Below are 12,121 nucleotides of genomic sequence, written 5' to 3' on the forward strand. Positions count from 1 at the left end.
TATATGTTTGCTGAAGAGTATCTGGCGCTAGTGCGTGAATGCCGTGACGAAGAAAAAATGTTTCAATTTCTAAAAGAAGACAAGCCGGGAGTGGCCCTGGAACTGGCAAAGTCAAAAAACGTGAGCCCGCGCATCCTTGATATTCTCACTCGCCATGTATCAATCACTGTTCGTCACGAAGTGGCAAAGAACCCTCTGACACCTGTGACGACACTGCAAAGACTAGCAAGCGATAAAGACATGCTGGTAAGAGACTACGCTCGCAGAACTTTACTTGCTCAAAACTAAATTTTACGGTTGAGCTGGCGCCTGTGGAACTTCAGGTTTCTTATCTTTATCGCGCCAGCTTTTGCCTTCACGATTCTTCGCATTCTTCTGCCATTTATTGACCGCTTCTTGATGGGCCCCATAGCTCTCTGAAAAAATGTGTGTTCCGTCGTTTTGACTCACAAAATAGAGATACTTGTGTTGAGCAGGGTGTAGCACCGCTTTGATTGATTCAATTCCTGGATTGGCAATCGGCCCCTTTGGTAAAGCTTTAACTGTATATGTATTGTAGTCAGTTGGAGTCAGTAGATCTTTTTTTGTAATGTTTCCATTATAAGTCTCATAAATACCATAGATCGTCGTCGGGTCTGACTGCAGTCTCATTTTAATTCTCAGGCGATTTAAAAATACTCCGGCAATTAGCGGTCTTTCACTCTTATCTCCAGTCTCTTTTTCAACCATTGAAGCAAGAGTGATGACATCTTCTTTACTCATTCCCGCCAAAGAGTAATCAACTCCCGTTGTTTTTTTATTAAACTGTCTCACCATCGTTTTGATGACATCTTCTGCCGGAAGTCCTGGGGCAAAGTCATAAGTTTCGGGGTAGAGGTATCCTTCTACAGTTGCACCTTTGATTCCTAAACTTTGAACGAAGGCCGGGCTTTTACATAATTCAATAAACTGATCATAGGTCGTGATTGATCGCTCTTCTAGCATACGACCGATCTCATACATGTTTTTTCCCTCGGGCACAGTGAAGTACATCGCCAAGGATTTTTCATTGATAAAAGTATTGTAGACATCCATCAGGTTTGATCCAGTCTTAATCTGATATTGTCCTGATTTAAACTTGGTCATCACTCCTCTCATTTGAGAAAGGCGGTGAAAGAGTCTTGGAGAAGAAATAAGTTTTTCTTTGTCTAAACGGGCATTAATAGATGAGAAGCTCTCGCTCGGCTTGATGTAAAAGAAGGTGTCAGGTCCTTCATATCTCCAAATGTAGGCAGAGTAATAAATCCTAAGTCCTACTAACAATAAGGCAAATAATGGGGCACCTAAAAGAAATAATAGATTTTTTTTCATAATATCTAGAGGTTAATGAATATCATCCGGGCTTACAACGAATGGCCATAAATTCCTAGTATTGCGTATGTTCGTTCGGCCCTAGAATGGAGGCTGGAGAAAGTGAATGAAGATTATTTTGGCCGTTACTATAATGATACTTTCAATATCCAATGTCTTTGCTCGGCCATCATGTCCTGCAGTTCAACCACAAACAGGTGTTGAGAACTTTGCCAAAGATGCAGCAGGTTTGGCGTGCGCAGCGACTCGAGAAGAGTATCAGTGTGCAAAATTAGAATCAGAACTTGAAGATAAAGAAAAATACAAAGTCATTAAATGCGACAGCAAATCTCTTGAGGCCAATAAACTTTCTAATGTGAGTTTGAGTGATTGTGTTTGGAATGGATTAAAAATCAGTGGCGAGCAATTGGTGGACCTGGGAAAACTACCGGGAAAAATTGCTGAGAGCATTGCCAAAGGTTTTAGTGAAACTCAAATGTGTAACCAGAGCATTGAGAAAAAAAGAGAGATCTTAAATGCTTTCAACTTAACAATTGAAGATTCGCGTTTCAAATTAACAGAACAATTTTTAGGGCGCTGGCTTGAAGAGGCTCCTTGTTCGGAAATTGAAAAATTGGTTTTTAACCGCTATCAAAATTATCAGAATACGATGATGCGTGAGCGCCAGGCCGCTATTTTAACTGGAAAAAAACCAACTGCACTTAAAACGGAAAAACAAGGTCCAGCTCTGATGGAGCTTCTGAAGTCGGCGATGAAAGAGGCCGGCGCTGTCTATCAGTGTTACACGCCAAAAGTAAAAGCTGAAATGGTATGTGCGGGAGTGACTTCATTGTTAGCTGATGCTGCTTTAGGTGGTGGTGTGCTGATGGCGGCGAAAAAAATCAGCATGGTGGTTAAATCTAAAAAGGCCTTGGGTAATATCGAACGAGCAGTGGCCTCTGGAAATAAAGCAGACCTAAAAGATTCAGCAGCTCTTTTAACTAAAGACAGATTAAAAGGTGCTCAGGCCGTTTTAAAACGTGAGCTTTCGGAAGCAGAAAAGAAAGCGATCATGGAAGCCCATGAAGTAGGGATTAAAGAAGGGCGCGGTTTTTATTCATACACTCAGGAGGATATCTCGAAGAAGGCGCGTATTTTAAGAGAAGCTGGCCTTTCTCCGAGCGAAACCCGCGAGTTAATGGAAAATGGTATTACCGGAATGTTCCGCGATCCGTTCTTTAAAAATGCGATGGTCAAACATTTTGAAAAAACTATTGCTGTTGCCATGACTGAATCGCAGAAAGAAGCGATGGTGGCGATTCACGAATTAGGGAAGTCTTCGGCCGCTGGATTTGCAGATAAAGCAAAAGCGCTTTTAAAAGAAGCGAAATTTACTGATGATCAAATCGCTAAAATCCTAAAAGCGAAATCAAATGAAGAAAATGGTATTAAAACGGTGGTCGCTGCTGCCGTAGAAAAGAAAGTGGAATCAGCGGCAACGAAACCAATGACAGAAGTGGCCAAGCCACAACCGACAACTCCTGCCGTAAAACCGGTGGAAACACCAACTCAAGCCGTAGTTGATTCTCCAGGCAGAAAAGCCGTTTTAAACAATTTTAAAGACGATAAACTTGTTCAGTACAAGCCGATGGAAATCGACGAAAAGTTAACTGGTGAAGCGCTTGAAGCAAAAAAGCGCGCAAGAACTAAAGAAGCACAAGAACTGATGAAGAAACTGGAAAAGGCCAACGGTTTTGATGTCCAGGCCTCAATGTACTCTGATGCTGAAAGTATTTCGAAGGCCAGAAAGTTTATTACTGAATTTGAAGAAAAGTTAGCGAAGCTTCCAGCGAAGGGAGCGGATATGACGAGAAAAGATCTACAAGATAAACTCGATCGTTCAATAACATCTTTGGAAATGTACCAGAAGAGATGTAAAGGAGCGCTGGAACTTTACCGTGACGCTTACGGGATTGTTCAGTACTTAAAAACGTACGAAACCGTTTACGAAAGAAGCTGTAAATAAGTTAAGATTTGATAAAGTCTTCGAGGATGATGGTCGCTGAAACGCAGTCGATTTTAGTGACATCAACCTTGAAGTTGAATTGAGGAGAGTTTTTCATTCTGTCCTCTGCCGCTTTGGTTGTCAGCGTTTCATCCTGCTCAAAAAACATCTGATCTGGACAAGCTTTTTGCAAAAGAGCGCCGAACTCTTTCATGCGTCTGGTGTTATCGCTTTCTTTGCCATCAACGAAATAAGGTACACCTAAAACGATGATGTCGATGCCTTCGTTATCAACCAGCCCTTGAATTGATTTGATGGATTCTTCGTGAGAGCGGTAGATGATTTTTTCAAAAGCGTAGGGAAAAGGGTCATGTCCCGGGCAATACATCGCCGTCCCAATGACCTTGCTGCCAAAATCAATCGCCAGGATTCGCTTTGCAATGAATTGTTGGTAGCGGGGGTAAAAAGAGTAATCTTCCATGCACTGGGGTATATCTTACGGCGCAATCTCTGTAAAGAAGCTGTTTTTAAGGGGTTAGGTCATGATTTTGACTCGAAAAAAAGCGTGTTTCAGGCCATTTATCTTGACAGTTTTCCCTACAAGGATAATATTGGATGTATATTTACAAATACCTTCCCGCTAATAACAATCCCCGAAATTTTCAACACCATGAGGTTTTTCAAAATTCGGTCTTATTTTCGTTCATTAAAATTCAATCAACATTTAGATAAATAATTTTCACCGCAACAGGAGTCACCTTCAAATGCATCTTAACGATCTTAGAGAAAAAGAAATTGCCGAACTCACGACCATGGCCGAAGAGTTACAGATTGAAAACCCAAGTAACTTAAAGAAACACGAACTCATCTTCGCTATCTTAAAAGCGACAGCAAAAGATGATAAAGCGATTTTCGGAAACGGCGTTCTTGAGATTCTACCAGACGGTTTCGGATTCCTTAGATCACCACTTTATAACTACCTTCCGGGTGCCGATGATATTTACGTATCTCCATCTCAGATCAGAAAATTCGGTCTAAGAAAAGGGGACTCTGTAGAAGGTGAAATCAGACCACCGAAAGAAGGTGAGAGATACTTCGCCCTAGTTAAAGTAAATGAAATCAACGGACAGTCTCCTGAAAAACATAAGAAGACAGTTCTCTTTGATAACTTAACTCCGCTTTACCCAGAAAAGAAAATCAACCTTGAGTACCACCCGACAAACTACTCAACTCGTCTTATCGACCTGTTTGTTCCACAAGGGTTTGGTCAACGCTGTCTTATCGTAGCTCCTCCAAAAGCTGGTAAGACTGTACTTCTTCAAGATATCGCTAACGCTATTACAACTAACCATCCAGATGCTGTTCTGATCGTTCTTCTAATTGACGAACGTCCAGAGGAAGTAACTGACATGAGAAGAAACGTTAACGCTGAAGTTGTTTCTTCAACGTTCGATGAACCTGCTACTCGCCACGTTCAAGTTGCTGAGATGGTTATCGAAAAAGCAAAACGTTTAACTGAAGCTGGCAAAGATGTTATCATCCTTCTGGACTCGATCACTCGTCTTGCCCGCGCATACAACACAGTTGTTCCACCATCAGGGAAAATCCTTTCGGGTGGGGTTGACTCAAACGCTCTTCACAAACCAAAAAGATTCTTCGGATCTGCTCGTAACATCGAAGGTGGTGGATCTCTTACGATCATCGCTACAGCTCTTATCGATACAGGTTCAAGAATGGATGAAGTTATCTTTGAAGAATTCAAAGGTACAGGTAACTCTGAAATCCAGCTTGATAGAAAACTTCTTGAAAAGAGAATTTTCCCAGCTCTTGATATCAACAAATCTTCAACTCGTAAGGAAGACCTGCTTATGGCACCAAACGATCTACAAAGATCGTACCTGCTTCGCAAGGTTCTTCACCCAATGGCGCCAATCGACGCTATGGAATTTATCCTGAGCCGTGTAACGAAGACAAAATCAAACTCGGACTTCCTGGATTCAATGAACTCATAAGAGTAAAGTATGAAAAAAGCGCTGCTTAAAAAATTAGTTCTTCTTGTTTCAAAACAATACGCTTCAATTGGCGGCCAGGCCGTCATTGAAGGCGTAATGATGAGATCTCCAAACGCCTTCGTTGTTGCTGTCAGAAAGCCGGATGGTTCAATCCGCCTAAGACGCGACCAATGGTACGGTCTTTCAAATAAGCTCGCTTTTTTGAAGAAGCCGTTTCTAAGAGGTGTTTTAGTTTTGGTTGAAACGATGGCCAACGGGATTGTGTCGCTGAATTATTCGGCCAACATCGCGATGGATGAAGAGAACAAAAAAGAAGCTCTTAAAAAAGGGCAGACAGAAGAAGAATACGAAAAGACAAAAAAATCAAAAGAGAAGGTAAGTCTTGAGACTTTCCTTTCAATCGCGGTTTCTTTCCTTTTCGGTATTGGGCTTTTCGTTTTCGTTCCTCACGCAGCAACTGCTCTTATTGAAAAATACTCAGGGGCCACTTGGGATCTACAGAGCTGGCAATTCCACGCTGTAGATGGAACGATTAAAGCTTTTATCTTTTTAACTTATATCTGGCTTATCAGCTTCATTCCAGACATTAAAAAGGTGTTCCAGTACCACGGTGCTGAACATAAATCGATTTCGACATTTGAAGCAGGTGAAGAACTGACGATTGCAAACGCGAGAAAATTCCCGACTTTCCACCCTCGTTGTGGAACGACGTTTATTTTCTTCTTAATGTTTGTTTCAATCATTCTATTTGCCATTATTTTCGCGATCATTCCGGTAGGATCAAATTCTCCGGTTATCTTAAAGCACCTTTACGCAATCCTGTTTAAAGTGGCCTTAACATTCCCGATCGCAGGTATTTCTTATGAGCTAATTAAGTTCCTGGGGAAAAATCCGGATTCAGCTTTTGGAAGATTCTTAAGCTACCCTGGAAAAATGCTTCAGAAACTAACGACAAAAGAGCCTGATGACCAACAATTGGAAATCGCTCTAGCTTCAATCAAAGCGGTGCTTTTCTTAGAAGAAAAATACAACTTGAAGGACGCGAGCTCAAAAACGATCACTGTGGACGAAATCGATCTTCGTACACTTGCTGATATTGAAAACAGTAACTTTAAACTTAAAGACTTTTTAGAAGGCTAATATCCATGTCAATGTTTGATAAACTAGAAGCAGTTGTTAATCGTTATGAGCAACTCACAGAAAAACTTGCAGACCCGTCGATCTATGATCGTCAGAAAGAATTCAAAGAAATCTCTTCTGAAAGATCTAACATCGAAGAGGTTGTAAACGTTTATAAAGAATACAAAAAAATGAAAGAAGACCTGGAAGGGTCTAAAGAAATTCTTCGCAATGAAAAAGACGAAGACATGCGTGAAATGGCGAAGATGGAACTGGCCGAACTTGAAGCGCAAATCCCACCAATGGAAGAGAAACTAAAAGTTCTTCTCCTGCCAAAAGATCCATTAGATGACCGCAACGTTATCATGGAGATGAGAGCTGGAGCTGGTGGAGATGAAGCGTCGATTTTCGTAGCTGATATGTTCCGCCTTTACCAAAACTATTTCCGCCACCTGGGATTCAAGATTGAAGTAGATTCAATGTCTGAAGGAGACCAGGGCCTAAAAGAAATTATCTTCACTGTAACAGGTGATAAAGTTTACTCAAAACTTAAATGGGAAGCGGGAGTTCACCGCGTTCAACGTGTACCTAAAACTGAAACAATGGGACGCGTGCACACTTCTACAATCACGATTGCCGTTATGCCGGAAGTTGATGAGGTAGAATTTGAACTTAACCCGAACGATCTTCGTATCGACGTTTACCGCTCTGGTGGATCGGGTGGTCAGTCGGTTAACACGACGGACTCTGCGGTTCGTATTACTCACATTCCTACAGGGATGTCGGTAGCTAACCAGGACCAAAAGTCTCAGCTAAAAAACAAAGAAAAAGCGATGAAGATCCTTCGCTCGAGAATTTACGAGCAAATGGTTAAAGCGCAAAAAGATGAAATCGATTCTGAACGCCGCGGACAAATCGGTGAAGGGGATCGTTCTGAAAAAATCAGAACGTATAACTATCCTCAAAACAGAATTTCTGACCATAGAATCGGACTGACTGTTCACAACCTTGAAGGGGTTATGAACGGCGATTTAGGTGACATTACAGATGCTCTGATTGCCCATCACCAGGCCGAGCTAATGAAAGGACAAGAAGAGTAAATCCTAATCCAGCGAGTGCCGCGTGAGTATTGTCAGTTTAGATAATTACCTAAAGGGATTTTTTGATTCAGAAAAAAAGAATCTGATGCAAAACTATCCGGGGCTTACGTTGCACCGACTTCGCCAAGACATTAATCTTCATGCTTTCTTGCACGGGATTGATTCAGAGGAGATTTTTGATTTCCCTTATCTTCCTCACCGCACACATCCACTGACTATTTTTTTCGAAAAGCTTAAAGAAGGTGTACCTCTGGAATACATCACAGGTTACGCTTATTTTTATCGCTCAATTTTTAAAGTCACCAGCGACACACTTATCCCGCGCAGTGAAACTGAAATCCTGGTAGAGCTTGCTTCCCAGGAAATTAAGAAAAACTACCGCAAAAGGCCATGCCGTGTGGCCGATATTGGAACGGGAACAGGGGCGATTGCCCTCTCGCTTATGACTGAAGAGAGCGCTGCTCTTTCAATTGTTGCCAGCGATATTTCTCCAAAAGCGCTTAAAATCGCCAAGGAAAACTACTTTAACCAACGTTACGGGCTCTCGAACATTCACCAGATCGACTTCGTTCTTAGTGACCGCTTTACCAATATTACTGGCGAATTCGACCTGATTCTTTCAAACCCTCCTTACATTAAAAAAGAAGCGGACATGAAAGAGGTGCACCCACAAGTGGCGTCTTTTGAACCACACCTGGCCCTCTTCCTGGAAGATGATTCGTATGACCAATGGTTTAGAGAATTTTTTGAAAGTATTTATGAAAAGTTATCGGCCACAGGTGTATCATTGATCGAAGGACACGAACACCATCTTGAACATCTTTCGGCCATGGCCAAATCCGTAGGATTTAGCGAAGCCGTTGTGATTCAGGATTACACTCAAAGAAACAGATTTTTAAAGTTAAAAAAATAAAGGAAGGATCATGGACAAATTAATTATCTCTGGACCTGCAAAACTTTCTGGAACAGTGAGAATCGCTAGAGCAAAAAACGCTTACCTGCCAATTTTAGCAGCTGTACTACTTTCAGATAAACCTATTCACTTAAAAAACATTCCTGAACTTCAGGATATTAAAACGATGATTAAACTTCTTTCAAACCTTGGTGTAACTATCAAGAAAGAAGGGGACATCACAACATTTGATGCTTCAACTCTAAACTCGCACGAAGCGACTTACGACATTGTAAAAACAATGCGTGCTTCAATCTTCGTTCTTGGACCTCTTTTAGCGAGAAGAAAAGCAGCGAGAGTTTCTCTTCCTGGTGGATGTGCGATTGGGACAAGACCAATTGACCTTCACTTAACAAACTTAGAAAAACTTGGTTGCGAAATCAATGTTCACTCTGGATATGTTGATGCCAAAGTAGACAAGATGAAAGCAACTCACATCACTCTGGCATTCCCATCAGTTGGAGCGACTGAAAACCTAATGATGGCCGCAGTTTTTAGCGATGGTGTAACGACGATCGAGAACTCTGCTCTAGAGCCGGAGATTGATGATCTAGCTCACTTCCTAAATGCAATGGGAGCAAACGTAAAAGGAATCGGAACAAGAACAATCGTTGTTACTGGAGTTAAAGAACTTAAAGAAGTGACTTACGAAGCAATTGGAGACCGTATTGAAGCTGCGACTTACTTAATGGCCGCACTTGCAACTGGATCTGATATTGAAATCCTTGGAGTGAATCCTCGCCACTTAGATTTCGTAACTGAAGTCCTTCAGCAAATGGGCGCAAAGATTGTCACTGGTGAAAATTCAATTAAGGTTTTCAAGAGTGAACTTAAAGGCTGCTTAATTGATACAGCACCATTCCCTGGTTTCCCAACAGACGCTCAGGCCCAGATGATTGCTCTTTGTACGCAAGTTAAAGGCGCTTCTGTTATCACTGAACATATTTTTGAAAACCGCTTTATGCACGTTCCTGAGCTTGTTCGTTTAGGAGCAGATATCACTCTTAAAGGTAAATCTGCCTTCATCCAAGGTGGAGAGAAGTTAACAGCGGCCCCAGTAATGTGTACTGACCTTCGTGCAAGTGCTGCTTTAATTATCGCAGCTCTGGCAACTGAAGGAGATACAGAAATCCAGCGCGTTTACCACCTTGATAGAGGGTATGAGCGTTTAGTAGATAAATTCTCAGCTTTAGGAGCGAAGATTAAACGCGTTCCAGGGAACCCGACATAATGAGTGCTGATTGTTTATTCTGTAAAATCTTAAAGGGCGAAATTCCTTCGACGAAAGTTTATGAAAAAGGAAACGTGATTGGCTTTGTGGATATCTTTCCACAGGCAAAAATCCATTTGCTCTTCGTTCACAAAAACCACTCGTCAGATATTAATCATATGTCATTAGACCCGCAAACAATTGGCGAAGTCTATCAGGGAATTGCCGAGTACACGAAGGCCCAAGGTCTTGATCAAGGCGGATTCAGAGTTGTTACAAATCTTGGTAAAGATGCCGGTCAGACGGTTTTCCACACCCATTTCCACGTTTTAAGTGGAGAGAAATTGGGTCGTTTCGGTAGCTAGTTCATTTTTGAAAATGACTGATTGCTTACCGTATTTTTAATTTAATATAAGTCGATCATTTGTTAAATCTTCTGTGTTCTCAAAAAACACAGGAGATTTTTATGCCTTATGTACTCTTCTTCTTATGTTTACTTCTTGGTGCCTGCGGAAAAAAAAGCAATATCATCAGCGCTCCTTCCGTCGTCTCAACTTCAGAGCAGAGAAGCTTTATTGTGATTGCTCACGAAAAAGGAAGTTCTGTATTTAGAAACAAAGCTCTCAACTCAATCGTAGAGACAAAGTTTCCTTCAAACAATCCAAATTTTGAGATTAAAAAAGGTGATGAACTTCTAGGTTATGACATGAGTGAGCGCGACCGCGCTTTTTATGAACACAATGAACGAACCATGGCCAAGGTCATTGTTTCTTTCACTGACAGGCTGGAGATTTATTTTGTTCCTCGCAAAGTCGCGATTCCTGAAATCACATCTCAATTAAAACTCACTGCTGAAGCTCAAAGAAAATTTAAACTCATCAATCCCAATGGGCGTTACACTGAAGAGGGAAATACTCTTTACTTGATTAGCGTAAATTATGAAGACTTGATGGAAAACGACAAAAAATTTTATCAGGAGAATTTTGATCTTCAAGACTTAAAAGAAAGATCGGCCTTTTATGTGGAAAGCTATAAAGAAATGGTTTTGAGTATGAGTTATGAGTTTTTTAAAGAAAGAGATATCACAAAACTTTTTACCGGACCGACCATTAAGTGTTCCCGAGATTTGATTGAGGCCGGTACCTGTGGGCGTTGTGAGTACAAAAAAAGTGTTCCATCAGGAAACTTTGACAAGATTGCCAATCCTTCTTTGGATGATTTAGGAGTTGGGTTAAAACTAGATGGAGAGACCATTAAAATGGGAAATTTAACTGCTGAAATGCTTGCTCCTGGTTCAGTAGTTTTTCACTTGGCCCCACAGGCCCTGGATGTTTCTGTCACACTTAGAGTGGAATTGGAAAAGAAGGCCTTGCCGACATATAGGATTTCAGAAAATGTAGAAGAGCTTACTTATTGTGCTTCTGTCCCTAGAGGGTATATCACTCTCGCTTCAAAATCATCGATTAGCTTGAAAGTAAAAATGTTGGGAAGAGGTGAGAAGTTAAAAGACGTTAAATTATAAAAAAAATGCAGCCTCGGCTGCATTTTTTTATTAACTGTTTAGCCCTTCAAAAAGGGAAGTTAGAATAGCTTTTTGTAGTCTGGTCAATTGGTAGATATTAGTCATGATAAGAACTGGCGACTTCTTAATAGAAGCACAAATGACCAGCTGGCCTTTGTCTTTATTGTAATCAGTGATTTCAAAAATGTTTCCGAAATCTTTTTCGTAGCTCTTTAAAACCATTTCATCCATATCATCAATTGATGTCATTTCAGGGAAGCGATCGCCAACGATTTTAACTTTTACAAGTTTGTTTTTTTCGTTTTCGTTTTTCGCTTTGATCATGTCGTTATAGATCAGCTTCAGGTTTGTTGCACCTAGGTTTGATTTTAGGATAAACCATAATTCTTCAAAAAATCCTGAACGGTCATTTGGAAATAGACCAAGGAGGTGAGTCCTGACTTTAAAAAGCTCTTCGATAAGCGAGATGTTGTTTTGAAGAATCCAGTTCTCGCGCATTTTATCAAAAATAGGTTTTGCTTCGTCGTAGCTTAATTTATCGAATCTTTCTGCTGAAAGACTGAACTCTGCACTTGAGCGGATAGGATAGAATTTTAATTCGTTTTCAAGGCCAACCAGGAATTCATCATTTTTTAGTTCTTCAGAAAAGATAAATCCTTGCAGTGGAAGGTTTTTAGCTTCGTTGATGTCGATGATTTTTGAACTTGGAGTTTCGTTGTGCTTGAAAGAGCGAACGATTCCTTGTTCCTTATTCTTAGTGTAGAGGAGATTAAAATCCATGTTTTTTCCTAAAAGTCTTATAGAATTTAAGCATTTTACTAAGGAAATCCGCCACTTGGCTAGGAAAAATGTGCGAAATTGCTCGTGATTCG

Annotated in this window: 12 protein-coding genes; 9 read left to right on the top strand and 3 right to left on the bottom strand. The window is 40.9% G+C overall.

The features are described 5' to 3' along the window. Positions 1 to 3: 3 nt before the first annotated feature. The gene (locus ACN20O_RS11285; protein ID WP_102242400.1) at positions 4 to 288 is read left to right on the top strand and encodes a hypothetical protein; all 285 of its coding nucleotides are present in this window, start codon (positions 4 to 6) and stop codon (positions 286 to 288) included. 3 nt (positions 289 to 291) lie between these two features. Here the strand turns inward: ACN20O_RS11285 and mltG are convergent, their stop codons facing one another. Then, positions 292 to 1,350, bottom strand: a complete 1,059-nt coding sequence (mltG, locus tag ACN20O_RS11290; protein WP_102242401.1) for an endolytic transglycosylase MltG — start codon at positions 1,348 to 1,350, stop codon at positions 292 to 294. Between the two features lie 106 nt (positions 1,351 to 1,456). Between mltG and ACN20O_RS11295 the strand changes: the two genes are divergently transcribed. After that, positions 1,457 to 3,355 carry a hypothetical protein gene (locus ACN20O_RS11295; RefSeq protein WP_491634036.1) on the top strand — a complete coding sequence of 633 codons (1,899 nt, stop codon included), beginning with the start codon at positions 1,457 to 1,459 and terminating at the stop codon, positions 3,353 to 3,355. A gap of 1 nt (position 3,356) precedes the next feature. Here the strand turns inward: ACN20O_RS11295 and ruvX are convergent, their stop codons facing one another. Continuing rightward, on the bottom strand, positions 3,357 to 3,815 hold the full coding sequence (gene ruvX, locus ACN20O_RS11300; RefSeq protein WP_491634037.1) for a Holliday junction resolvase RuvX: 459 nt from the start codon (positions 3,813 to 3,815) through the stop codon (positions 3,357 to 3,359). Between the two features lie 283 nt (positions 3,816 to 4,098). Between ruvX and rho the strand changes: the two genes are divergently transcribed. The 7 genes from rho to ACN20O_RS11335 all read left to right on the top strand — a co-directional run bounded on the left by rho (position 4,099) and on the right by ACN20O_RS11335 (position 11,249). After that, on the top strand, positions 4,099 to 5,346 hold the full coding sequence (gene rho / locus ACN20O_RS11305) for a transcription termination factor Rho (protein ID WP_491634038.1): 1,248 nt from the start codon (positions 4,099 to 4,101) through the stop codon (positions 5,344 to 5,346). Between the two features lie 9 nt (positions 5,347 to 5,355). Continuing rightward, on the top strand, positions 5,356 to 6,486 hold the full coding sequence (locus tag ACN20O_RS11310) for a DUF1385 domain-containing protein (RefSeq protein WP_491634039.1): 1,131 nt from the start codon (positions 5,356 to 5,358) through the stop codon (positions 6,484 to 6,486). Between the two features lie 11 nt (positions 6,487 to 6,497). Then, complete coding sequence (prfA, locus tag ACN20O_RS11315) at positions 6,498 to 7,565, top strand: peptide chain release factor 1 (protein WP_142410074.1); 1,068 nt, start codon at positions 6,498 to 6,500, stop codon at positions 7,563 to 7,565. A 22-nt stretch (positions 7,566 to 7,587) separates the two neighbouring features. Beyond that, on the top strand, positions 7,588 to 8,478 hold the full coding sequence (locus ACN20O_RS11320; protein ID WP_491634040.1) for a N5-glutamine methyltransferase family protein: 891 nt from the start codon (positions 7,588 to 7,590) through the stop codon (positions 8,476 to 8,478). Positions 8,479 to 8,488: 10 nt separating this feature from the next. Further along, the gene (murA, locus tag ACN20O_RS11325; protein WP_102242407.1) at positions 8,489 to 9,748 is read left to right on the top strand and encodes a UDP-N-acetylglucosamine 1-carboxyvinyltransferase; all 1,260 of its coding nucleotides are present in this window, start codon (positions 8,489 to 8,491) and stop codon (positions 9,746 to 9,748) included. Next, positions 9,748 to 10,092 (top strand): HIT domain-containing protein, encoded by a 345-nt coding sequence (locus ACN20O_RS11330; protein WP_491634041.1) that lies wholly within the window; start codon positions 9,748 to 9,750, stop codon positions 10,090 to 10,092. Before murA ends, ACN20O_RS11330 begins: the two co-directional genes overlap by 1 nt. A gap of 101 nt (positions 10,093 to 10,193) precedes the next feature. Continuing rightward, on the top strand, positions 10,194 to 11,249 hold the full coding sequence (locus ACN20O_RS11335) for a hypothetical protein (protein WP_491634042.1): 1,056 nt from the start codon (positions 10,194 to 10,196) through the stop codon (positions 11,247 to 11,249). Positions 11,250 to 11,279: 30 nt separating this feature from the next. Here the strand turns inward: ACN20O_RS11335 and ACN20O_RS11340 are convergent, their stop codons facing one another. After that, entirely contained in the window at positions 11,280 to 12,029 is a 750-nt protein-coding gene (locus ACN20O_RS11340) for a hypothetical protein (protein WP_491634043.1), read from the bottom strand. Positions 12,030 to 12,121 lie beyond the last annotated feature (92 nt).

The organism is Bacteriovorax sp. As-1, from assembly GCF_058446905.1.